General features: G+C 73.1%; 16 protein-coding genes. 8 read left to right on the forward strand and 8 right to left on the reverse strand.

Annotation, left to right across the window (positions count from 1 at the left end; translation table 11 throughout):
- Positions 1-213: 213 nt before the first annotated feature.
- From ACIRRH_RS08995 to ACIRRH_RS09010, 4 genes are all read right to left on the reverse strand, one after another.
- Positions 214-1752: a hypothetical protein gene (locus ACIRRH_RS08995; protein ID WP_403063837.1), complete on the reverse strand. Its 1539-nt coding sequence runs from the start codon at positions 1750-1752 to the stop codon at positions 214-216.
- Between the two features lie 155 nt (positions 1753-1907).
- A complete protein-coding gene (locus ACIRRH_RS09000) occupies positions 1908-3344 on the reverse strand; it encodes a hypothetical protein (RefSeq protein WP_403063840.1) in 1437 nt (478 codons plus the stop codon).
- Between the two features lie 151 nt (positions 3345-3495).
- Positions 3496-4926 carry a hypothetical protein gene (locus ACIRRH_RS09005; protein ID WP_403063843.1) on the reverse strand — a complete coding sequence of 477 codons (1431 nt, stop codon included), beginning with the start codon at positions 4924-4926 and terminating at the stop codon, positions 3496-3498.
- Positions 4927-5075: 149 nt separating this feature from the next.
- On the reverse strand, positions 5076-6461 hold the full coding sequence (locus ACIRRH_RS09010) for a hypothetical protein (protein WP_403063846.1): 1386 nt from the start codon (positions 6459-6461) through the stop codon (positions 5076-5078).
- A gap of 296 nt (positions 6462-6757) precedes the next feature.
- Between ACIRRH_RS09010 and ACIRRH_RS09015 the strand changes: the two genes are divergently transcribed.
- From ACIRRH_RS09015 to ACIRRH_RS09035, 5 genes are all read left to right on the forward strand, one after another.
- Positions 6758-7669: a LysR family transcriptional regulator gene (locus tag ACIRRH_RS09015; protein WP_403063849.1), complete on the forward strand. Its 912-nt coding sequence runs from the start codon at positions 6758-6760 to the stop codon at positions 7667-7669.
- A gap of 353 nt (positions 7670-8022) precedes the next feature.
- Positions 8023-8727 (forward strand): hypothetical protein, encoded by a 705-nt coding sequence (locus ACIRRH_RS09020; protein ID WP_403063852.1) that lies wholly within the window; start codon positions 8023-8025, stop codon positions 8725-8727.
- Between the two features lie 160 nt (positions 8728-8887).
- Entirely contained in the window at positions 8888-9841 is a 954-nt protein-coding gene (locus ACIRRH_RS09025; protein WP_403063854.1) for a Gfo/Idh/MocA family protein, read from the forward strand.
- A 225-nt stretch (positions 9842-10066) separates the two neighbouring features.
- On the forward strand, positions 10067-11932 hold the full coding sequence (locus ACIRRH_RS09030; RefSeq protein ID WP_403063857.1) for an endonuclease/exonuclease/phosphatase family protein: 1866 nt from the start codon (positions 10067-10069) through the stop codon (positions 11930-11932).
- A 62-nt stretch (positions 11933-11994) separates the two neighbouring features.
- The gene (locus ACIRRH_RS09035) at positions 11995-12525 is read left to right on the forward strand and encodes a GNAT family N-acetyltransferase (protein ID WP_403063860.1); all 531 of its coding nucleotides are present in this window, start codon (positions 11995-11997) and stop codon (positions 12523-12525) included.
- 25 nt (positions 12526-12550) lie between these two features.
- Here the strand turns inward: ACIRRH_RS09035 and ACIRRH_RS09040 are convergent, their stop codons facing one another.
- The 4 genes from ACIRRH_RS09040 to ACIRRH_RS09055 form a co-directional block, all read right to left on the reverse strand.
- Positions 12551-14941, reverse strand: coding sequence for an ATP-binding cassette domain-containing protein (locus ACIRRH_RS09040; protein ID WP_403063863.1), 2391 nt, complete (start codon positions 14939-14941; stop codon positions 12551-12553).
- 178 nt (positions 14942-15119) lie between these two features.
- Positions 15120-15533, reverse strand: a complete 414-nt coding sequence (locus tag ACIRRH_RS09045; protein WP_224275888.1) for a VOC family protein — start codon at positions 15531-15533, stop codon at positions 15120-15122.
- A gap of 138 nt (positions 15534-15671) precedes the next feature.
- A complete protein-coding gene (locus ACIRRH_RS09050; RefSeq protein WP_403063866.1) occupies positions 15672-16901 on the reverse strand; it encodes a C40 family peptidase in 1230 nt (409 codons plus the stop codon).
- Positions 16902-17113: 212 nt separating this feature from the next.
- Positions 17114-17656 carry a YrhB domain-containing protein gene (locus ACIRRH_RS09055; RefSeq protein ID WP_403063869.1) on the reverse strand — a complete coding sequence of 181 codons (543 nt, stop codon included), beginning with the start codon at positions 17654-17656 and terminating at the stop codon, positions 17114-17116.
- Positions 17657-17922: 266 nt separating this feature from the next.
- Between ACIRRH_RS09055 and ACIRRH_RS09060 the strand changes: the two genes are divergently transcribed.
- The 3 genes from ACIRRH_RS09060 to ACIRRH_RS09070 are packed head-to-tail and all read left to right on the forward strand — an operon-like array spanning position 17923 to position 23170.
- The gene (locus ACIRRH_RS09060; protein ID WP_403063872.1) at positions 17923-19626 is read left to right on the forward strand and encodes an acyclic terpene utilization AtuA family protein; all 1704 of its coding nucleotides are present in this window, start codon (positions 17923-17925) and stop codon (positions 19624-19626) included.
- Positions 19623-21221, forward strand: a complete 1599-nt coding sequence (locus ACIRRH_RS09065; protein WP_403063875.1) for an acyl-CoA carboxylase subunit beta — start codon at positions 19623-19625, stop codon at positions 21219-21221. The genes ACIRRH_RS09060 and ACIRRH_RS09065 overlap by 4 nt, the downstream gene beginning before the upstream one ends.
- Before the next feature lie 11 nt (positions 21222-21232).
- Positions 21233-23170 (forward strand): acetyl/propionyl/methylcrotonyl-CoA carboxylase subunit alpha, encoded by a 1938-nt coding sequence (locus ACIRRH_RS09070; RefSeq protein ID WP_403063878.1) that lies wholly within the window; start codon positions 21233-21235, stop codon positions 23168-23170.
- Positions 23171-23175 lie beyond the last annotated feature (5 nt).

Consider the following 23175-nt stretch of genomic DNA (forward strand, 5'->3'; position numbering starts at 1 on the left):
GGCGTGTTTGGGGGGGGCCCCCCCCCGGTCGGGCCCGGGCGCGGGCCCGCCCGGCACCGTCGGGGCCCGGGGCCCCCCCCCCGGGGGGGGGGGGGGGCCCCCCCCCCCCCCCCCCCCCCACGGCACACCAACCACCTGCCCCACCCTCCCGCTTCGGGGGCGGCACGCCGGCCCGGCCGGCGTCCCGCCCCCGTCGTGGTTCCCGGGTGGCGGTCAGCCGTCCTCGCCCTGGTCGTCGTCGTCGCTCCGGTGGAGCCCGGTGGGCTTGGCGAAGACCTGGGAGTTCTCGCTCGCCGCCGGGCCGTCGGTGCCGGCGACCAGGTTGCCGCTGGTCGAGTCGAACTCCACGGTGGTGCCGGAGGCCGACACGAACGGGTTCGTCGACGAGCCGTTGCCGGCCGAACCGTCCGGCGCGGTGGCGACCCGCTCGGTGCGGCCGGTGCGCAGGTCCTGGCGGTAGACGTCCCAGCCCGGGTGCTGCGGGCCGGGCACCAGGTTGTCCGCGGCTGACGCGAAGTAGAGCCAGCGGTTGTCGGCGGTGATCGAACCCTGGTCGGAGGAGCCGACCGAGCTGGTGCCGGGCAGGCCGCCGCTGACCTTCGTCACGACGCCCGTCCGCAGGTCCCGCACGTGCAGCACCAGGTGGTACCGGTGGCCGCTGGTCGAGCCGCCGGGCTCGGGCAGGGCGTAGATCGCGCGCCGCCCGTCGGGGCTGATCGTGGCCTCGAAGCTCGCGTTGGTGAACTTGCCGTCGAGGTCGAAGCTCGCGGGCGAGAGCCTCCCGGAGGCCACGTCGTAGGTGTAGTAGCGGGCGGTCGTCGGGCGTGCCAGGGTCGCCGACGCCCCGGCGGGCACGGGGGATTCGGCGCCCGGGGGCAGCTCCACGTCGGCGGCCCCGGCGGAGGCGGCGGCCGGGTCCGGGGTCTCCTCCGGGGGCAGCAGACCGGAGAGGGAACCGAAGCCGATGGTGCGGCCGTCCGCGCTGATCGTCGGGCGGATGGACGTGCTCTCGCCCGGCTTGCCGTTCACGTCGCGGGAGACCAGCCGGGTGGTGTGGGTCCAGCGGTCGGTGAGGTACACGTTGATCTTCCAGGTGTACGGCCTGGCGAGCGAGGGCCCCGACCCGGCGGCGGGCTCGGGGTCGACGACGGTCGGGTCCAGGTCGGTCCGGGAGGACACGTAGGCCACGTACCGGCCGTTGGCGCTGATCGAGGGCGCGTACGAGTAGTGGTACCGGTCGGTGTCGGTGACGGTGAGCCCGCCGCTGACCAGATCGGTGCGGCCGGTCACCCGGTCCCGGACGTACACCTCGGTGCGCCCCTTGACCTGCATGCCGGGCACCACGTTCTCGGCGTTGCTCTCGAAGGCGACGAAGCGGCCGTTGCCGCTGATCGCGGCCTGTTCCGTCCAGCCGTTCAGCGCCTCGCCCGAGTCGGACAGGTTGACCCGCTCGGTGCGGCCGGTTCGCAGGTCCTTCACGTAGGCGTCGCGCCCGCCCTGCGTCGGCTCGGGCACCAGGTTCGTGGCCCAGGAGGTGAACAGGGCGTAGCGGCCGTCCGCGCTGACGCCCCGGCTCGTGGACCCGCTGTCGGGCGCGGCGCCGTTCAGCCCGACACTCACCTGGGTGGTGCCGCGCAGCAGCGGGTCGGCCTGGGCCGGGGCGGCGGCGACGGCGAGCACGGCGGCCGCGGCCAGGACGCTGCCTCCGCCCGACAGCCACCGGTTGCGGGTCGTCCGGGTGGTACGTGTCATGAGGTTCTTCCTCCCCCAGTGATCGCCCGGCCGGGCTCCCTCCCGACGACGGGCTTTCGGAGAGCCAAGCGTCGGGAGGGCCGAAGGGTCAACGCCCTCGGGTGATCTCGGCGGAAAATACGTCAACGGACGTATCCGGTAAGGGAATCAGGCCATCAAAGGCGGCGCAGGAAGACGTCCAGCCGGTCGCCGGTGTTCCCCGGCACCAGGTTGCCGCCGATGGCGTTGAAGATCACCGTGTCGCCGGTGGCGTCCACGAACGGGCTGTAGGAGGCGGTGCCGGTGGTCTGCTCGCCGTCCCGGGTGAGGCTGACCCGTTCGATCAGCCCGGTCCTCAGGTCGCGGCGGAACACGTCGGTGTTGTCGTTGGTGTCGCCGGGGACGAGGTTCTCGGCGCTGGAGCCGAAGTAGACCCAGCGGTCGTCGAAGGTCATGACGCCGCCTGAGGAGGACCACTTGGTGGTGGTGCCCGGCAGGTCGGTGTTGACCTTGGTGACCTTGCCGGTGGCCAGCTCGTGGACGTACACGTCCATCCGGATGCCGTGGGCCGGGCCGGGGAAGCCGCCGATGAAGATCGGGAGGCTGTAGACCGCGTAGCGGCCGTCCGGGCTGATCCGGCCGTCCCGGGAGCCGACCAGCTCCCCGGTGTCGTCCAGGCTGCCGCCGACGATGCCGGTGGCGGCCTTCCAGACGTAGTAGCGGTAGTAGCGGGGCCCGCTCAGCCCGGGCGCCCCGCCGTCGGGGGCGGACTCGGCATCGGTGGCCGGGTCGGTGGCCGGGTCGGTGCCTGCGGACGGATCGGTGGCCGGGTCCGGCGGTTCCGGGAGCAGGTTGCCGGCCCGGGAGGTGAAGCCGACGGTGGAGCCGTCCGCGCTGATCGTCGGCTCGAAGGAGTTGTTGTTCGCGCCCTCGCCGTCCGCGCCGACGGTGACCAGCCGGCTGGTGTGGGTCCAACGGTCGGTGACGTAGACGTTGTTCTTGCCGCGCCGCACGACGCCCGGGGCGAGGTCGGTGCGGTTGGAGACGTAGGCGACGTAGCGGCCGTCCCGGCTGATGCTGGGGCTGATGGCGTCGAAGCGGCTCTGGTCCTCGGTGCTCGGCAGGGCGGCGGCGGTGACCAGTTCGGTGTGTCCGGTCCAGCGGTCGCGGACGAAGACGTCGCTGACGTGCTGCACCTGGCCGGGCACCACGTTGGTGGCGGTGGTGCTGAAGGCCACGTAGCGGCTGTCGCCGCTGATCGAGGCCTCGGTGGTGGCCGCGTTCAGCTGGGAGCCGTCGTCGGCGACGCTGATGCGCTCGATGTGCCCGTTGCGCAGGTTCCGCACGTAGATCTCGTCGGAGTTCGGGGTGCCGGCCACGGGCAGCAGGTTGGTCGCACCGGAGGTGAAGAGCGCGGAGCGGCCGTCCTCGCTCAGCCCGAGCGCGGTCGAGGGCCCGTTGAGCTGCTCGCCCTTGGGGCCCTCGCTGACGCGGGCGGTGTCGCCCTTGGGCGGCTTGGCCTCGGCGGCGGGCATCGCGGCGCCGGCCACGGCGGTGGCCGCCAGGACGGCGGCGGTGCGGGCCAGCCATCGGCGGGTGCGTGCGGTGGTCATGGATCGTCCTCCCCTGGGATCGCCCGGCCGCGCTCCCTCCCGGCGGCGGGCTTCCGCAGAGCCAACCGTCGGGAGGGCCGCTGGTCAACGGCCACGGGTGATCCCGTCGGGAAATACGTCAACAGGCGTATCCCGCGCGGGAGTCAGGCCGTCACAGGCGGCGCCGGAAGACGTCCGTGACGGTGTTGGCGACGCCCGGCACCAGGTTGCCGTCCTCGGCGCTGAACAGCAGCGTGGTGCCGGCGGCGTCGACCTGCGGGAAGAAGGCGGAGGTGGTGCTCTGCGAGCCGTCCTCGGTGAGGGTGACCCGCTCGGTGTGCCCGCTGCGCAGGTCGTGGCGGAAGATGTCGGCCTGCCCGTTGGTGTCGCCCGGCACCAGGTCGGCGACATCGGAGGTGAAGTACACCCAGCGGTCGTTCAGCGGCATCACCGGGTCGTAGGAGGAGTCGATGTTCGTGGCGCCGGACAGCGGCTTGCTGACCTTGGTGGTCTTGCCGGTGGCCAGCTCGCGGACGAAGACGTCCAGGTGGCGGCCGTGCGAGCCGGGCCGGCCGCCCTCCTCGTAGACCGTGTAGAGCGCGTAGTGGCCGGAGGGGCTGATCCGCGCGTCGTTGCCGGTGCCGGTGAGCTCGCCGGTCTCGTCGTAGCCGGCGCCGGTGATCTTTCCGGTACGGGCGTCCCAGACGTAGTACGGGTACGCGCGGATGGCGGCCATCGCGGTGCCGGCGGCCTGCGGGGTCCGCGCGGCCTCGGCCCGGTCCGCGCCGTCGGTGGCGGCTTGCGCAGCGGCGGCGGGCGGGGTCTGGTCGGCCGGGAGCAGGTTGCCGGCCCGCGAGTTGAAGCCGATGACGGTGCCGTCCGCGCTGATCGTCGGGCGGTAGGAGCTGTTGTCGGCGGGGGTGCCGTCCGCGCCGGTGCTGATCACCCGGGTGGTGTGGGTCCAGCGGTCGGTGACGTAGATGTTGAACTTGCCGCGGCGCACGCCGGGGGCGAGGTCGGTGCGGTCGGAGGAGTAGACCACGTAGCGGCCGTCCCAGCTGACGGCGGCGTTGAAGGCGTTGCGGATGCTCTGGTCGTCGCCCGCGCCGGAGCTGCCGTCGCCCGCGCTGACCAGCTCGGTGTGCCCGGTCCAGCGGTCGCGGACGAAGACGTCGCTCGCGTGCTTCGGCTGCCCGGGCACCGCGTTGGTGGCGTAGCTGCTGAACACCACGTACCGGCCGTTGCCGCTGATCGCCGCGTCGTTGCTGCCGCCGTCCAGCGCGGAGCCGTCGGCGGCGACGCTGACCCGCTCGGTGTGGCCGTTGCGCAGGTCCCGGACGTAGACGTCGCCCACGGCCCCGGCGCCGCCCGGCAGCAGGTTGGTCGCCGCCGAGGAGAACAGGGCCAGCCGGCCGTCGCCGCTCAGCCCGAGCGCGAGGGAGGCCTTGTCCAGGGCCTCGCCCTTGGGGCCCTCGCTGACCCGGGCGGTGTCGCCCTTGGGCGGGCGGGCCTCGGCGGCGGGCATCGCGGCGCCGGCCACGGCGGTGGCCACCAGGACGGCGGCGGTACGGGCCAGTCGGCGGCGGGTGCGTGCGGTGGTCATGGTCATCCTCCCCTGGGATCACCCGGCCGGACTCCCTCCCGGCGGCGGGCTCGAGCCGAGCCAATCGTCGGGAGGGCCGGTGGTCAACGGCTGCGGGTGATCTCGGCCGAAAACACGCCAACGGGCGGATTTCGGAGGGGAGTCAGACCTCAGAGGCGGCGTCGGAAGACGTCCGCGTTGCCGTTGGTGTCGCCCGGTACCAGATTGCCGTCGTCGGCGCTGAACAGCAGCGTGCCGCCGAACGCGTCGACGTGCGGGAAGTAGGACGAGGCGGTGCTCTGCCCGCCGTCCGCGGTGAGGGAGACCCGGTCGGTCCGGCCGGTCCACAGGTCGTGGCGGAAGACGTCGGTCTGCTCGTTGGTGTCGTCGGGTACCAGGACGGAGGCGGTGGAGGCGAAGAAGACCCAGCGGTCGTCGAGGGTCATCTCGGCGTCGAAGGAGGAATCGAGGTTGGTGGTGCCGGGCAGCGGGGTGCTGACCTTGGTGACCTTGCCGGTGGCGAGCTCGTGGACGAAGACGTCCTCGTGGACGCCGTGCGAGCCCGGCCGGCCGCCCTCCTGGAAGAGGGCGTAGACCGCGTAGCGGCCGGAGGGGCTGATCCGCCCGTCGGAGCCGCTGCCCCGGAGCTCCCCGGCCTCGTCGCGACTGGCGCCGGTGAGCCTGCCCGTGCGGGCGTCCCACACGAAGTACGGATAGCGGCGGGCGCCGGCCGACGCGGAGGCGGTCTCGGTGCTGTCGGCGACGGCGGCCGGGGCCTGGTCGGCCGGGAGCAGGTTGCCGGCGCGGGAGCTGAAGCCGATGACGGTGCCGTCCGCGCTGATCGTCGGGCGGTAGGAGCTGTTGTCGGCGGGGGAGCCGTCCGCGCCGGTGGAGACCACCCGGGTGGTGTGGGTCCAGCGGTCGGTGACGAAGATGTTGAACTTGCCGCCGCGTACGCCGGGGGCGAGGTCGGTGCGGTCGGAGGAGTAGACCACGTACCGCCCGTCCCAGCTGACGGCCGGGTCGTGGGCGGTGCGCAGGCTCTGGTCGTCGCCCGCGCCGGAGACGCCGTCGCCGGCCGTGACCAGCTCGGTGCGGCCGGTCCAGCGGTCCTGGACGAAGAGGTCGTTCTGGTGCTTCGGCTGTCCGGGCAGCACGTTGGTGGCGCGGGTGGTGAACACCACGTACCGGCCGTCGCCGCTGATCGCCGCGTCGCCGGTGCCGTCGTCCAGCGCGGCGCCGTCGGCGGCGACGCCGATCCGTTCGAGGTGCCCGTTGCGCAGGTCCCGGACGTAGACGTCACCCGAGCTGCCGTGGCCGCCGGGCAGCAGATTGGACGCGGAGGACGAGAACAGGGCGTAGCGGCCGTCGCCGCTCAGCCCGAGCGCGAAGGACTCGCGGTCGAGCCCCTCACCCTTGGGGCCCTCGCTGACCCGGGCGGTGTCGCCCTTGGGCGGGCGGGCCTCGGCGGCGGGCATCGCGGCGCCGGCCACGGTCGTGGCGGCCAGGACGGCGGCGGTACGGGCCAGCCATCGGCGGGTGCGTGCGGTGGTCATCGATCATCCTCCCCAGATGACGGTGCCGGGCCCACGACCCCCGCGGCCCGGTTCGGTCACGAGCCAAGCGCCGGGCCGGGCGGGTGGTCAACGGGCGGGAGCGATCTCGTCCGGAAATACGCCACCGGTGGTACGCCTGACCGGAAACCCGCTCCGGCCGGGGCCTTCGGTCCCGCCGGCCGGCTTGCGCGGGTGGTGCCGCCGCCTCGCTCCGTCGGCCGGGTTTCCACTGGTCGGCTGCGGTGGGCGCGCTCCGGCCGGTCCGCCGCGCCGTGCCGCGCTGGCAGAATTGGTCCGTGATCGACGCACGACGGCTGCGGACCCTGCGGGCCGTGGCGGACCACCGCACCGTGACCGCCGCGGCGGCCGCCCTCTACCTGACCCCCTCCGCGGTCTCCCAGCAACTGGCCGCCCTGGAGCAGGAGACCGGCCACCACCTGCTCGCCCGGGAGGGCCGGGGGGTGCGGCTGACCGCCGCCGGGGAGATCCTGCTCGGCCACGCCGACGTGGTGCTCGCCCAGCTGGAGCGCGCCGAGGCCGACCTCGCCGCGTACAGCGCGGGCGTCTCCGGGGAGGTGACGGTCGCCTCCTTCGCGACCGCCATCGCCTCGGTGCTCGCCCCGGCCGTCGGCCTGCTCGCCGGGCGCGCGCCCGGAGTGCGGCTCAAGGTGCTGGACGCCGAGGGCGACGCCAGCCTGCCGATGGTGCTGGACGGCCGGGCCGATCTCGCGGTGGCCGTCGAGTACCGGGGCGCCCCGCGCGCCGACGACGCCCGGCTGACCCGGGTGCCGCTGTACGCCGAGCCCTTCGAGGCCGTGCTGCCGCTCGGCCACCGGCTGGCCGCCGAGTCCGGCCCGCTGGCCGTCGCCGCGCTGGCCGACGAACCGTGGATCGGGCCGTACCCGGGCAACCCCTGCCACGACGTGGTGCTGCTGGCCTGCGAGCACGCGGGGTTCCAGCCCCGGCTGCTGCACTCCTCCGACGACTTCCGGGCCGTGGTCGCGCTCGCCTCGGCGGGCCTCGGGGTGGCGCTGGTGCCGCGCTCGGCGCTGCGCGGCGTCGACCTCGGCGAGGTCGCGGTGCGCCCGGTGGACAGCGAGCTCGCCACCCGCCGGGTGTTCGCCGCCGTCCGGGCCGGGGCGGACGCGCACCCGCTGATCCGGCCGGTCCTGGACTCCCTCGCCGAGGCGGCCGCCGCGGGCGCGTGAACCGGCTCGCCGAAGTTCGCCGACGCTCTCGGCAGCCCTGGCGGACGGCGGGCTGGCGGGCCGGGGTCGCCCGCCGCGGCGTCACCGTCCACCGCTCGGCGCGCCGGCCCGCGCGCTGCGGCCACCTGGGCGGCAGCAGTCGAAGAGGCGTCGGGGCCCGGGAGCCCGTGCCTGACGGGGCGTGACCGGTGCGACGTGGTACCGGTGTTGCCGTTCGGTGACATGGAAGGCGCAATTCCGTCGACTGTTCGTACTAACTTCGAGTTGCACCCAGCCCCCGCCCTCCGGTCCACGCAGGAGGGATGACCCGGCACGGGGTGCTCCTCACCCGTACTGCGCTCAGGAGAACCCGCATGCCCCTCTCGACGATCCGCCGCGTGACCGCCACGCGTACGCTGGCCGGAACCGTCCTGGCCGCGGCCCTGCTGGTACCCGCCGCAACGGCCTGCTCCTCCGCGTCGGGCGCGCACGACTCGGCCGCACCGGCCACCACCGCGGCGGCCGCCACTGCTCCGGCCGCCACCCCCACCACCGCGGCACCGGCCACGACGCCCGCCGCGCCCGCCAAGGGCGGCGCCACCGCTCCGGCCGCCGCACCCACCGGGCGCGCCGCGACGACGCCGGCCACCGCGCCCAAGGCGGCCTCGGGCGTCCGCACCGAGACCCTGGTGGACGGCAGTACGGCCGAGATCCGGGACCTCGGCAACCAGCACTACGCCGCCAGGATCGTCAACAAGGGTCAGGTCCTCGCCACCCTGGAGACGAAGGACCAGGACGCCGGACTCGACGCCAACGGCATGTTCGTCATGCTCTCGCTGGACGGCCGGATCCACTCCTGGATGGGCGGGGGCCACCAGGGACCGGGCACCTTCAAGCTGGCGGGCGGCTGGACGGCCAAGGTCACGAAGGTCGGTGAGCTTCGGTACCGTGCGGAGATCCTCGGAAACGAGAACGCCGTGTACGGCACGCTGGAGGCGAACCAGCAGGATGCCGGCGTCGACGCCAACGGCATCTCCATCGTGCTCAGCGCCGGCGGTGAGATCAGCGCCCACGAGTGAGCGTGCGGGGACCCGCCTCGCGCCGCACGCACGCCAACGCCGCGCCCTGGTCCGACAGGATCCGCCCCAGCCGCTCCGGGGTGCCGGCGGCGGGTTGGTGGCGTACGGGAGCCGGTGAATAGGGTGGGGCCGATGTGTCGGCGTATGTGTGGAGAATCCGATGAATTCGACCTCTGTCCCTGACGACCTTCTTCCGGTCGGGGTGATCGGGCTCGGTGACATTGCGCAGAAGGCGTATCTGCCGGTGCTCACCGCGCTGCCGGGGTTGGACGTGCGGCTGATGACCCGGGACGCGGCGAAGCTGGACCGGATCGGCGAGGCCCACCGGATCGCCCCCGAGCACCGCTTCACCGACCTCGGCGCGCTGATCGGCAGCGGCATCCGCGCCGCCTTCGTGCACGCCGCCACCGACCAGCACGTCCCGATCGTCGAGCAGCTGCTCACCGCCGGGGTGGACGTCTACGTCGACAAGCCGCTCGACTACACCCTGGACGGCGCCCGCCGGCTGGTCGACCTCGCCGACCGGACCGGCCGCTCGCTGATGGTCGGCTTCAACCGCCGCCACGCGCCCGGCTACGTGCAGGCCTTGGAGCGGCCGCGCGACCTGATCGTGCTGCAGAAGAACCGGGAGGGCCTGGCCGAGGCGGCCCGCCCGCTGGTGTTCGACGACTTCATCCACGTGGTGGACACGCTGCGCTTCCTGGTCCCCGGTGAGATCGAGCACGTGGACGTCCGCTCCCGCAGCCGGGACGGGCTGGTCGAGCACGTGGTGCTCACCCTCGGCGGGCAGGGGTTCACCGCGTTGGGCATCATGAACCGGCTCTCCGGTTCCACCGAGGAGGTGCTGGAGGTCTCCGGCGGCGACTCCAAGCGCGAGGTGCACAACCTCGCCGAGGTGATCGACCACCGCGGCCAGCCGACCGTGCGCCGCCGCGGCGACTGGGTGCCGGTGGCCCGTCAGCGCGGCATCGAGCAGTGCGTGCTCGCCTTCCTGGCGGCCGTCCGCGCCGGGCGCACCCTGGACGCCCACGACGCGCTGCGCACCCACGAGCTGTGCGAGCTGGTCGTGGAGCGGATCGAGGCTTCCTGGCAGTCCGCTGGAAGCGGGCTGTGAAAAGCCCGGACTGACCGGCGGTCAAGTCATCTCCAGGGAACCGACAGTTCACTGTCGGGGTCTTGTCGGGGCATTTTCTACGCGCGTATCTTGAGGGGCGCCGCGGGGGGCGGGTGTCCGTCCTCCGCTTTCTCCCTACGCGAGTAGCGCGCGTCCTACGCGCGCCTCCGCCCGGACCGCCGTGCCACGCCAGTGCCGCACGACGGAGCTAGGAGTACTGCCCCGGTGACCACCGCCCCCGCACCCCGCCCCCGCAGAGCCCTGCTGCGCGCCGCCCTGATCCCGGCCACGCTGGCCGCCTCGCTGGTGCTCGTCCCGCTGCCGGTGGCGAACGCCGCTGCCGCCACCCCCGCCCCGACCGAGGTCGGTCCGCTGCGGATCCACGACATCCAGGGCGGCACCCGGATATCCCCGCAGGCCGGCAAGCCCGTCACCGGCGTGCCCGGCATCGTCACCGGTGTGCGCGCGTACGGCAGCTCCAAGGGCTTCTGGATCCAGGACCCGAACCCGGACGCCGACCCGGCCACCAGCGAGGGCGTCTTCGTCTTCACCGGCGGCAACCCGACCGTGAAGGCCGGCGATTCGGTGCTGGTGAGCGGCAAGGTCACCGAGTACTACCCGAACTTCGGCGGCGGTTCGCAGTCCCTCACCGAGATCTCCGCCCCGGGTGTCACCGTCCTGTCGGCCGGCAACCCGCTGCCCGCCCCGGTGGTCGTGGACACCCGCAACATCCCCGGCACCTACGCCCCGCCGGCCGGTGCGGACGGCTCCATCGACGGCGTGAAGCTCGACCCGGAGAAGTACACCCTGGACTTCTACGAGTCCCTGGAGGGCATGCTCGTCCAGGTCAAGGACGTCCGGGTGATCCAGGCGACCGACAAGTACAACGAGTTGTGGGTCGCCGCCGACCGTCAGGACCAGCGCAGCAAGCGCGGCGGCGTGCTGTACGAGTCCTACCGCGAGCCCAACGTCGGCCGCCTGATGATCCAGCAGCAGGCCCCGGTCTCCCAGCAGCCGTTCCCGGTGGCCAACGTCGGCGACGAGCTGACCGGCGCCACCACCGGCCCGCTGGACTACAACAACTTCGGCGGCTACACCCTGGTCGCCGGCACCATGGGCACGCTGAAGGACAACCACCTCCAGCGCGAGGTCACCGCCCAGGCGGGCGACCGCGAACTCACCCTCGCCACCTACAACGTGGAGAACCTGGCCCCGGGCAACCCGGACGCCAAGTTCGCCGAGCTGGCCCAGGGCGTCGTCACCAACCTGCGCTCGCCCGACATCGTCGCCCTGGAGGAGATCCAGGACAACAACGGCGCCAAGAACGACGGCACGGTGGACGCGAGCCAGACCGTCGCCAAGTTCATCGCCGCGATCAAGGCGGCCGGCGGCCCGGCCTACGACTGGCGCTCGGTCGACCCGCAGGACGGCAAGGACGGCGGCGAGCCCGGCGGCAACATCCGCCAGGTCTTCCTGTTCAACCCGCAGCGGGTGTCCTTCACCGACATCCCCGGCGGCGACGCCACCACCGCCGTCGGCGTGAGCGGCACCGGCGCGGGCGCCGCACTGACCGCCTCGCCCGGCCGGATCGAGCCCACCGACGAGGCCTGGACCAACAGCCGCAAGCCGCTGGTCGGTCAGTTCTCCTTCCGGGGCAAGAAGGTCTTCGTGATCGCCAACCACTTCAACAGCAAGGGTGGCGACCAGGGCATCGACAGCCGGTTCCAGCAGCCGACCCGCAGCTCCGAGGTGCAGCGGATCAAGCAGGCCACCGTCGAGCAGGCCTTCGTCGCCAAGCTGCTGGCCGCCGACAAGGAGGCCAAGGTCGTCTCCCTAGGCGACTTCAACGACTACCAGTTCTCGCCCGCGCTCGCCGCGCTCACCAAGGACGGCGTGCTGCGCGACCTGGTGAACGAGCTGCCGGAGACCGAGCAGTACTCGTACGTCTACCAGGGCAACTCGCAGGTGCTGGACCACATCCTGGTCAGCCCCGAGGTCGGCTACGCCAAGTACGACGTGGTGCACATCAACGCCGAGTTCGCCCAGCAGGCCAGCGACCACGACCCGCAGGTGGTCCGCATCAAGCCGTAGTTCCGGGTCACGGCTATCCTGCCTCCGCCACCGGTGATCACCGGCGGCGGAGGCAGCGTCGTGTGACGGGGAAGTCGATGTCGATGGAGTACCGGATCGAGCGGATCGGGCGTACCGACTGGCAGCGCCTGCGGAAGGTGCGGCTGGCCCAACTCCTCGACACGCCCCTGGCCTTCGGCGAGACCCACGAGAGCGCGAGCCGCCACGGCGAGGGCGAGTGGCGGGCCCGGTGCGACTGGGTCAACGAGCCGGACCGGCTCGGCCTGGTCGCCGTGGACGCCGCGGGGGAGTGGGTCGGCACCATGCTGTCCGTCCCGAACCGGGCGCAGGCCGGCGCGCTCGACCTGATCGGCGTCTGGGTGGACCCGGCGCACCGCGGCCGCGGGCGCGGAGTCGCCGACGCCCTGTTGGACGCGGTGCTCGCCTGGGCACGGGTCCGGGGCGCCGGGCGGGTGCTGCTCGGAGTGCACGAGGCGAACCCCCGTGCCGCCGCCTTCTACCTGCGGCGCGGGTTCGCCTTCACGGGGGAGGCGACGCCGTACGTGCTGGACGCCTCGGCGCGGATCCTGGAGATGGCCCTCCCGCTGGACTGACCGGCCCGGCGGGAGGGCCCGCGGCTCAGCCCAGGTACTGGGCCAGCGCCTCGCCAGTCAGCGTGGACCGGGCGGCGACCAGCTCGGCCGGGGTGCCCGCGAAGACCACCCGGCCGCCGTCGTGGCCGGCCCCAGGGCCGAGGTCGATGATCCAGTCGGCGTGCGCCATCACGGCCGGGTGGTGCTCGATCACGATGACCGACTTGCCGGACTCGACCAGCCGGTCCAGCAGTCCGAGCAGCTGCTCGACGTCGGCCAGGTGCAGGCCGGTGGTCGGTTCGTCCAGCACGTAGACGCCGCCCTTGTCCGCCATGTGGGTGGCCAGCTTGAGCCGCTGCCGCTCGCCGCCGGAAAGCGTGGTGAGCGGCTGGCCGAGGCTGAGGTAGCCGAGGCCGACGTCGGCCAGCCGCTCCAGGATGCGGTGCGCGGCCGGGAGCCTCGCCTCGCCGGAGCCGAAGAACTCCTCCGCCTCGGTCACCGACATCGCCAGCACCTCGGCGATGTCCCGCCCGCCCAGGTGGTACTCCAGCACCGCCGGCTGGTACCGCTTGCCCTCGCAGTCCTCGCAGGTGGTGGCCACCCCGGCCATCATCGCCAGGTCCGTGTAGACCACCCCGGCGCCGTTGCAGGTCGGGCAGGCGCCCTCGGAGTTGGCGCTGAACAGGGCCGGCTTCACGTCGTTGGCCTTGGCGAAGGCCTTGCGGATCGGGTCGAGCAGCCCGGTGTAGGTGGCCGGGTTGCTGCGTCGGGAGCCCTTGATCGCACCCTGGTCGACGGAGACCACGCCTTCCTCGCGGGCCCCCGACCGTCGACACAGCGAGCCGTGGATCAGCGAGCTCTTGCCGGACCCCGCCACCCCCGTCACCACCGTGAGCACCCCGAGCGGGACGTCCACGTCCACGTCCCGCAGGTTGTGGGTGTTCGCGCCGCGGATCTCCAGGGTGCCGGTCGGCTTCCGTACGGCCTCGCGCAGCGCCGTGCGGTCGGACAGGTGGCGGCCGGTCACCGTGCCGCTGGTGCGCAGCCCCTCGACGTCGCCCTCGTAGCAGACCGCGCCGCCCGCCGTACCGGCCCCGGGGCCGAGGTCGACCACGTGGTCGGCGATCGCGATGGTCTGCGGCTTGTGCTCCACCACCAGCACGGTGTTGCCCTTGTCCCGCAGGCGCAGCAGCAGCCGGTTCATCCGGTCGATGTCGTGCGGGTGCAGGCCGGTGGTGGGCTCGTCGAAGACGTAGGTGGTGTCGGTGAGCGAGGAGCCGAGGTGGCGGATCATCTTGACCCGCTGCGCCTCGCCGCCGGAGAGGGTGCCGGAGGGGCGGTCGAGCGAGAGGTAGCCGAGGCCGATCTCCACGAAGGAGTCGAGGGCCTGCCGGAGCGTGCCGAGCAGCGGCGCCACCGAGGGCTCGTCGAGGTCACGGACCCAGGCGGCGAGGTCGCTGATCTGCATCGCGCAGGCGTCGGCGATGCTGATCCCGGCGATCCTGGAGGAGCGGGCCGCCGCGCTGAGCCGGGTGCCCTCGCAGTCGGGGCAGGTGGTGAAGGTCACAGCCCGCTCCACGAAGGCCCGGATGTGCGGCTGCAGCGCGTCCTTGTCCTTGGACAGCATGGACTTCTGGATCTTGGGGATCAGGCCCTCGTAGGTGAGGTTGACACCCTTGACCTTGACCTTGGTCGGCTCCCGGTGGAGGAAGTCCTGCATCTCCTTCTTGGTGTACCTGCGGATCGGCTTGTCCGGGTCGAGGAAGCCCGAGTTGGCGTAGACGCCGACCGTCCACCAGCTGTCGGTCTTCCAGCCGGGGATGGTGATCGCTCCCTCGGAGATCGACTTGCTGTCGTCGAACAGCTGGGTGAGGTCGATGTCCGAGACGGTGCCGCGGCCCTCGCAGCGCGGGCACATGCCGCCGGTGATGCTGAAGCTGCGCCGCTCCTTGACCGTCTTGCCGCCGCGCTCGACGGTGACGGCGCCGGCGCCGCTGATCGACGGGACGTTGAAGGAGAAGGCCTTGGGGGAGCCGATGTGCGGGGTGCCGAGGCGGCTGAACAGGATGCGCAGCATCGCGTTGGCGTCGGTGGCGGTGCCGACGGTGGAGCGCGGGTCGGCGCCCATCCGCTGCTGGTCGACGATGATCGCGGTGGTCAGGCCTTCGAGGACGTCCACCTCGGGGCGGGCCAGGGTGGGCATGAAGCCCTGGACGAAGGCGCTGTAGGTCTCGTTGATCAGCCGCTGGGACTCGGCGGCGACGGTGTCGAAGACCAGCGAGCTCTTGCCCGAGCCGGAGACCCCGGTGAACACCGTCAGCCGGCGCTTGGGGATGTCGACGCTGACGTCCTTGAGGTTGTTCTCGCGTGCGCCGTGCACGCGGATCAGGTCGTGGCTGTCGGCGACGTGCGGCTGGGTGTCCGTCCGCTTGGGCATCGTTCTCTTCGCTCCCTGGCTCTCGGCGGTCTTCGGGGTGGGCGGGGTCGGGCAGGCCCGCCCCACGGCCGCCGTCGGTGTGCTCGAACCCTTCGATCCAACCATCGATCCGGCCGGGATCGAACGGGTTCCGGGTACGGCCGGCGGGCGGGCGGGGCGGGCCCCGGTGCCTGTGGGCTCAGCCCACCTCGTTGAAGCGGACCATGTTGCCCGCCGGGTCGCGGAACGCGCAGTCGCGGACGCCGTACGGCTGCTCGGTCGGCTCCTGGACCAGCTCGGCGCCGCCGGACTTCAGCCGGTCGTAGACGCCGTCGAGGTCGCGGGTGCCCAGGACGAGCCGGGCGTAGGTGCCCTTGGCCATCATCTCGGTGATGGTCCGCTGCTCCTCCTCGGTGCGGCCCGGGTCGGCGGAGGCCGGCTCCAGCACCAGGGAGACGTCGGGCTGGCCGACGGGGCCGACGGTGATCCAGCGCATCGGGCCGCCGCCGACGTCGTTGCGCACCTCGAAGCCGAGCAGGTCGCGGTAGAAGGCCAGGGAGGCCTCGGGGTCGGTGTGCGGGAGGAAGGTCCAGTGAATGGTGATGTCGCTCATGACTGCAACGCTAGGCGCGCACCGGGGCCGGGCGCTTCTCGAATCCTGATCGGTCCGTGCGACCGCTCCGGGAGAACGCGACCGTGCTGGTCGCGTCCACCTCGGCGGTGGTCGGGACCAGCACGGTCGGGCTGCCTGCTAGCAGTCGGGGATGGTCGTGCCGTTGTTGTCCTTGGCCGTGTCGTTGCCCCATCGCGACAGGTAGAACGCGGACACCCACTGGCCGGTCGGGCCGCCGTCCGCGTCCGTCTTCAGCCACCAGTGGTTGTAGCTGCTGCCGTTCGACACCTCGCGGCCCCAGGCCTTGCAGAAGACGTAGTTGGTCCCCTGGTACAGCGTCCCGGTGGCGTTGGTGGAGGTCGGCGAGGCGTAGACGCTCGCGTTGGCGAAGGTGTCCACCCAGTACTTCCCGGTGGCGGGCGGGGTGCCGCCGCCCGGGCAGTCGGGGATGGTCGTGCCGTTGTTGTCCTTGGCCACGTCGTTGCCCCACCGGGAGAGGTAGTACGCGGACACCCACTGCCCGCCGGGGCCCACGTCCGGGTCGGTCTTCAGCCACCAGTGGTTGTAGGCGCTGCCGTTGGAGACCTCGCGGCCCCAGGCCTTGCAGAAGACGTAGTTCGTGCCCTGGTACAGCGTGCCCGTGCTGGTGGTGGACGTCGGGGAGCCGTACACCGGCGCGTTGGCGTTGGTGTCCACCCAGTACTGGCCGCTGTTCGACGGGGGCGGGGTGGTCGGCGGCGTCGTGGAGCCGCCGCCGGCGCCGTACAGCCGGATGGCGCCGTAGTAGTCGCCGTGCGAGGAGAGCGCCGCCACCTGGACGTAGCCGCCGGAGTAGGGGGCCTCGGCGATCCAGCCCTGCCCGAGGTACATCGCGACGTGGTGGATGGTGGAGGCGGTGTTGCCGAAGTACACCAGGTCGCCGGGGAGCAGCGGTGCGGTTCCGTCCGCCCGGTAGTACCGGGCGACCGCCCGGGAGGTCGGCCACTGGGTCCGGGTGGTGCCGTTGATGACGTCCTCGCCGACCGCCAGGTAGTACGCGTAGCGGACCATGCCGGAGCAGTCCAGGCCACGGACGTTGCAGTCGTTGGGGGCGCCGTTGGAGGGGTCGCAGAGGCCGTACGTCGGGCCGGGCTGCGAGCCGTGGCCGCCGCCCCACGAGTACGGGGTGCCGATCAGCCCGCAGGCGGAGCGGACGGCTGCGGTCGCCTGCGGCGCCGCGCCGGTGGAGAGGACCCCGCAGGCGGGCGCCGCCTGGGCCGCCCCGGCGCCGGCGAAGAACACTCCGACCGACACCAGGAGCGACAACAGGGCCGCCCACCGCAGCGGGGCGATCAGCCACCGTGACAGAAGGGTTACGCGCGTAGTCATGGTCGCGGATCTTTCCGGAGTCGCTGACTCCGGGTCAATGGTTGTGCCCCACATACCTTCTGGGGTCCCTTTACCTGCCGGTTTGCTGGTCAGCGGCACGGCAACCGGCAACTTCCCGGCATTCCGCCGTGGAGCTGCCGGGGCGGCCGCGCGGCCGAATCCCCTGCCGATCCGCCCCGGCTGCGGCTCGACCGCGGCGTACGGTCGGGCTGCTACCGGACCGGGCCCGCCAGCGTCTCGATGGGGCCCGGGCCCCATCGGTCGGGCGTGCGGGTGAGGCTCGCCAGCTCCTCGGGCGGTTCACTCCCGTCCCTGGTGATCGTCACGTACGTCCTGGCCTGCTGCAGGCTCATCCGCGGGGCGTTCTTGCGCAGGTGTTGCATGGCGGCGGCGGTCCCGACGGAGTGCGCGAGGCGCCGGACGTCCGCGGCGAGGGGATCGGGCGTCCTGATGCCCTTGACCTGCCGGAGGTAGTCCTCCTCCCAGGCATCGCTCCAATCGGTGCCGGGGACGAAGTGGATGCTCCCGTCCTCCCGGTCGACCAGGTAGGGGCCGCCGAGGAGGTTCCCGCGCAGCGCGGGGTCGCGGGCACCCGGCGCCGAGGTCCAGTAGACGAGCCACCCGACGGACCGCTCCTCGACCGCGTAGACGGCCAGCGCCGGGATCAGCCTCGCCCATGCCCAGGTCGGCCGCTCCCGCTCCAGACAGGACTCGACCAGCTCGACCGCTCGCTCCCGGGAAATCACGCTCCCCATCCTTCACCGTGGGTCAACCGGATTTCGGCGCACCCCGTCGCCGATGTGACCGGAAGCCGCAGTTGGCGGGAGGGTGTGCGGGTCGTGCAGGTGGTTGCGTGAGTTGGAAGTGGTGGCTGGCGTCTTCTGGAGCCGATCGGTCCGCGCGGGGACCGGATTCGAAGAAACAAGCAAGCGTGATTGCTTTTTTCTCCGGGCAGTGCCACGCTGCTGCCCGGCGGCGCCCGTCCGGGCGCGGTCAACTCACCGGCAGGGGAGGAGCATTGGTGCGCGACAGCGCGGTACTGCGGATCGGCAACGCCTCGGGGTTCTACGGGGACCGCTTCGCCGCGATGCGGGAGATGCTCACCGGCGGGCCGCTGGACGTGCTCACCGGGGACTACCTGGCCGAGCTGACCATGCTGATCCTGGCCCGGGACCGGCTGAAGGATCCGTCGCTCGGCTACGCCCGGACCTTCCTGCGCCAGATGGAGGAGTGCCTCGGGCTGGCCCGCGAGCGCGACGTGAAGATCGTGGTCAACGCGGGCGGCCTCAACCCGGCCCGGCTCGCCGAGGAGCTGCGCGCGCTGGCCCGGCGGCTCGGCATCGAGGCGGCCGTCGCCCACGTCGAGGGCGACGACCTGCTCCCGCGCCGGGCCGAACTGGGCCTGCCCGAGGGCCTGCTGGCCGCCAACGCCTACCTCGGCGGGTTCGGCATCGCGGCCTGCCTGGCCGGCGGCGCCGACGTGGTGGTGACCGGCCGGGTGACGGACGCGGCACTGGTCGTCGGTCCCGGGATCGCCCACTTCGGCTGGACCCCGGAGGACCTGGACGCCCTGGCCGGCGCCGTGGTGGCCGGCCATGTCCTGGAGTGCGGCGCCCAGGCGACCGGCGGCAACTACGCCTTCTTCCGTGAGCACGACGTGACCCGCCCCGGCTTCCCGCTCGCCGAACTGCACGCCGACGGCTCCAGCGTGATCACCAAGCACCCGGGCACCGGCGGCGCCGTCACCGCCGGCACCGTCACCGCCCAACTCCTGTACGAGACCGGTGGACCGCACTACCTCGGCCCGGACGTCACGGCCCGGCTGGACACCGTACGGCTCGCCGAGGAGGGCCCGGACCGGGTCCGGATCGACGGCGTGCGCGGCGAGGCCCCGCCGCCCACCCTGAAGGCGGGCCTCAACCGGCTCGGTGGCCACCTCAACGAGGTGGTGTTCGTCCTCACCGGCCTGGACATCGAGGCCAAGGCCGCCCTGGTGCGGCGGCAGTTCGCCGACGCCCTGCCGCCCGGCGTCCGTCCCGCCGAACTGCGCTGGACACTGGCCCGCACCGACCATCCGGACGCCCCGACCGAGGAGTCCGCCTCCGCCCTGCTCCGGCTGGCCGCCCGCGACCCGGACCCGGCCAAGGTCGGCCGCGAACTCGGCAAGGCCGCGGTCGAGTTGGGTCTGGCCGGGTACCCGGGCTTCCACCTCACCGCCCCACCAGGACCGGGCGCTCCGTACGGGGTGTTCAGTGCCGCACACGTCGACGCGAAGGCCGTCGAGCACACCGCCGTCCTGCCGGACGGCCGCCGGATCGCCGTACCCCCGCCGCCCGTCACCGCCCAGAACCACCCGGTGGAGGGCGAGTTGCCCGAGCCGCTGCCGGCCGGCCCCACCCGGCGGGCCCCGCTCGGCCTGGTGGCCGGCGCCCGCAGCGGGGACAAGGGCGGGGACGCCAACCTCGGCGTCTGGGCCCGCTCCGAGGACGGCTGGCGCTGGCTGGCGCACGCCCTCACCGTCGAAAGACTGCGCGAACTCCTCCCCGAGACGGCAGAGTTGCCCGTCACCCGGCACCTGCTGCCGAACCTGCGCGCGGTCAACTTCACCCTCACCGGCCTGCTCGGCGAGGGCGTCGCCGCCCGGCACCGCTTCGACCCGCAGGCCAAGGCTCTCGGGGAGTGGCTGCGCGCCCGCCACCTCGACATTCCGGAGGTCCTGTTGTGACCGTCCTGCCCACCCGCGTCGACCCGGCCGGGCCCGAGTATGGCGAGCACCGCGCCGCGATGCTCGCCAAGCTGGCCGACCTGGACGCCGAACACGCCAAGGCCCTGGCCGGAGGCGGCCCCAAGTACCTGGACCGCCACCGGAAGCGCGGCAAGCTGCCGGCCCGCGAACGGATCGAGCTGCTGGTCGACCAGGACTCGCCGTTCCTGGAGCTGTCCCCGCTGGCCGCCTGGGGCAGCGACCACCCGGTCGGCGCCGCACTGGTCACCGGAATCGGGGTGATCGAGGGCGTCGAGTGCGTGATCACCGCGAACGACCCGACCGTGCGCGGCGGCGCCAGCAACCCCTGGACGCTGCGCAAGGCCCTGCGGGCCAACGAGATCGCGCTGCGCAACCGCCTCCCGCTGGTGAACCTGGTCGAGTCCGGCGGCGCCGACCTGCCCAGCCAGAAGGAGATCTTCATCCCCGGCGGAGCCCTGTTCCGCGACCTCACCCGGCTCTCCGCCGCCGGAATCCCCACCGTGGCCGTGGTGTTCGGCAACTCGACGGCCGGCGGTGCCTACGTGCCCGGCATGTCCGACCACACCGTCCTGGTCAAGGAGCGGGCCAAGGTCTTCCTCGGCGGCCCGCCGCTGGTGAAGATGGCCACCGGCGAGGAGGCCGACGACGAGTCGCTCGGCGGCGCCGAGATGCACGCCCGCACCTCCGGCCTGGCCGACCACGTGGCGACGGACGAGGCGGACGCCCTGCGGATCGCCCGCCGGATCGTCGCCCGGCTCGACCACCGCAAGCCCGGCCCCGGACCGGACCCGCTGGCCGAGCCGCCGAAGCACGACGAGGAGGAGCTGCTGGGCATCGTCCCCGGCGACCTCAAGGTGCCCTTCGACCCGCGCGAGGTGATCGCCCGGATCGTCGACGGCTCCGACTTCGACGAGTTCAAGCCGCTCTACGGCACCAGCCTGGCCACCGGCTGGGCCCGCCTCCACGGCTACCCGGTCGGCATCCTGGCCAACGCGCAGGGCGTGCTGTTCAGCCAGGAGTCCCAGAAGGCCGCCCAGTTCATCCAGCTGGCGAACCAGCGCAACACCCCGCTGCTCTTCCTGCACAACACCACCGGCTACATGGTCGGCAAGGACTACGAGCAGGGCGGCATCATCAAGCACGGCGCGATGATGATCAACGCGGTCGCCAACTCCACCGTCCCGCACCTGTCGGTGCTGATGGGCGCCTCGTACGGGGCCGGCCACTACGGCATGTGCGGCCGCGCCTTCGAGCCGCGCTTCCTGTTCGCCTGGCCGAGCGCCAAGTCCGCGGTGATGGGCCCGCAACAGCTCGCCGGGGTGCTGTCGATCGTCGCCCGGCAGTCCGCCGCGGCGAAGGGACAGCCGTACGACGAGGACGCGGACGCGGCGATCCGCGCGATGGTCGAGCAGCAGATCGAGGCCGAGTCGCTGCCGGTGTTCCTCTCCGGCCGGCTCTACGACGACGGCGTCATCGACCCGCGCGACACCCGTACGGTGCTCGGCCTGTGTCTGTCCGCGATCCACAACGCGCCGGTCGAGGGTGCGCGTGGCTACGGCGTCTTCCGACTGTGAGGGAACGCGTGATGACTTCCAGGACTTCGATCACCAACCTGCTGGTCGCCAACCGGGGCGAGATCGCCCGCCGGGTCTTCCGCACCTGCCGGGAGCTCGGCGTCGCGACCACCGCCGTCCACTCCGATCCGGACGCCAGCGCCCCGCACGTGCGCGAGGCCGACGCGGCCGTCCAGCTGCCCGGTGCCGCGCCCGCCGACACCTACCTGCGCGCCGACCTGATCGTCCGGGCCGCGCTGGCCGCCGGGGCCGACGCCGTCCACCCCGGGTACGGGTTCCTGTCCGAGAGCGCCGACTTCGCGCAGGCGGTGCTGGACGCCGGCCTGGTCTGGGTCGGCCCGCCGCCGGCCGCGATCGCCGCGATGGGCTCCAAGACCGCCGCCAAGCGCCTGATGGCCGAGGCCGGGGTGCCGGTGCTGGGCGCGCTCACCGAGCCCACCGAGACGGACCTGCCGCTGCTGGTCAAGGCCGCGGCGGGCGGCGGCGGGCGCGGCATGCGCGTCGTCCGGAGCCTGGCGGACCTCCCCGGCGAACTGGCGGCCGCCCGCGCCGAGGCGGCCAAGGCCTTCGGATCGGACGAGGTGTTCTGCGAGCGCTACCTGCCCGCCGGGCGGCACGTCGAGGTCCAGCTGCTGGCCGACGCCCACGGCACCGTCTGGGCGGTCGGCGACCGCGACTGCTCGCTGCAACGGCGGCACCAGAAGGTGATCGAGGAGGCCCCGGCCCCCGGCCTGCCGGCGGAGGTCCGCGCCGAACTGCACGCGGCGGCCCGCGACGCGGCCAGGGCGATCGGCTACACGGGCGCCGGCACCGCCGAGTTCCTGCTCGCCGAGGACGGCCGGTTCTTCTTCCTGGAGATGAACACCCGCCTCCAGGTCGAACACCCGGTCACCGAGGCGGTCACCGGCCTGGACCTGGTGGCGCTGCAACTCGCCGTCGCCGAGGGCGCGCAGCTGCCGCCCGAGCCCCCGGCCCCCCGCGGCCACGCGATCGAGGCCCGGCTCTACGCCGAGGACCCGGCCAAGGACTGGCAGCCCGCCACCGGTACCCTGCACCGGCTCGAACTCGCGCTGCCGTACCAGGAGTTCACCGGCACCGGGCTCCGGCTGGACTCCGGCGTGGAGGCGGGCAGCGAGATCACCCCGCACTACGACGCGATGCTCGCCAAGGTGATCGCCTGGGCGCCCACCCGCGACGCCGCCGCCCGTCGGCTCGCCGACGCGCTCGCCCGCGCCCGCATCCACGGCCCGGCCACCAACCGGGAGCTGCTGGTCCGCGCGCTGCGCCACCCGGCCTTCCTGGCCGCGGACCTGCACACCGGTTTCCTGGCCGAGCACACGGCCGAACTCACCGCCCCGGACACCAAGGGCGTCGAACGCGCCGCGCTGGCCGCCGCCCTCGCCGACGCCGCGGGCCGCCGCGGCGCCCTGCCCTCCGGCTGGCGCAACCTGCCCTCCCAGCCGCAGCTCAAGTGCTACCGGGCCGAGGACGGCACCGAGTCGGCGGTCCGCTACCGGCACACCCGCAGCGGCCTGCTGGCCGAGGACCACCCGGAGGTCGAACTCGTCGAGGCGGCGCCGGACCGGGTCGTGCTGTCCGAGGACGGGCTCCGGCGCACCTACCGCGTCGCCCGGTACGGAGACCGGGTGCACGTCGACACCCCGGCCGGCGGCACCGCGCTCACCGCCCTGCCGCGCTTCCCCGACCCCACTGTCCGCACCGACCCCGGGGCGCTGCTCGCCCCGATGCCCGGCACCGTCGTCCGGGTCGTCGCCGCCGTCGGGGACCCCGTCACCGCCGGCCAGCCGCTCCTGGTGCTGGAGGCGATGAAGATGGAGCACCGCGTCGCCGCCCCGGCCGACGGAACCCTCGTCGAACTGCGCGTCACCCCCGGCCGGCAGGTCGAAACCGGCACCCTGCTGGCCGTTGTCCAGCCCACCGAAGCCTGAGGAAG

Source organism: Kitasatospora sp. NPDC101235 (assembly GCF_044767505.1).
Classification (GTDB): domain Bacteria; phylum Actinomycetota; class Actinomycetes; order Streptomycetales; family Streptomycetaceae; genus Kitasatospora.

What these genes read in the sequence shown, in the direction of transcription:
- ACIRRH_RS09045 (WP_224275888.1), bottom strand. Translation starts at nt 15,533, where the DNA reads ATGAGCGACATCACCATTCACTGGACCTTCCTCCCGCACACCGACCCC.
- ACIRRH_RS09020 (WP_403063852.1), top strand. Translation starts at nt 8,023, where the DNA reads ATGCCCCTCTCGACGATCCGCCGCGTGACCGCCACGCGTACGCTGGCC.
- ACIRRH_RS09050 (WP_403063866.1), bottom strand. Translation starts at nt 16,901, where the DNA reads ATGACTACGCGCGTAACCCTTCTGTCACGGTGGCTGATCGCCCCGCTG.
- ACIRRH_RS09055 (WP_403063869.1), bottom strand. Translation starts at nt 17,656, where the DNA reads ATGGGGAGCGTGATTTCCCGGGAGCGAGCGGTCGAGCTGGTCGAGTCC.
- ACIRRH_RS09040 (WP_403063863.1), bottom strand. Translation starts at nt 14,941, where the DNA reads ATGCCCAAGCGGACGGACACCCAGCCGCACGTCGCCGACAGCCACGAC.
- ACIRRH_RS09005 (WP_403063843.1), bottom strand. Translation starts at nt 4,926, where the DNA reads ATGACCACCGCACGCACCCGCCGCCGACTGGCCCGTACCGCCGCCGTC.
- ACIRRH_RS09000 (WP_403063840.1), bottom strand. Translation starts at nt 3,344, where the DNA reads ATGACCACCGCACGCACCCGCCGATGGCTGGCCCGCACCGCCGCCGTC.
- ACIRRH_RS08995 (WP_403063837.1), bottom strand. Translation starts at nt 1,752, where the DNA reads ATGACACGTACCACCCGGACGACCCGCAACCGGTGGCTGTCGGGCGGA.
- ACIRRH_RS09025 (WP_403063854.1), top strand. Translation starts at nt 8,888, where the DNA reads ATGAATTCGACCTCTGTCCCTGACGACCTTCTTCCGGTCGGGGTGATC.
- ACIRRH_RS09010 (WP_403063846.1), bottom strand. Translation starts at nt 6,461, where the DNA reads ATGACCACCGCACGCACCCGCCGATGGCTGGCCCGTACCGCCGCCGTC.
- ACIRRH_RS09070 (WP_403063878.1), top strand. Translation starts at nt 21,233, where the DNA reads ATGACTTCCAGGACTTCGATCACCAACCTGCTGGTCGCCAACCGGGGC.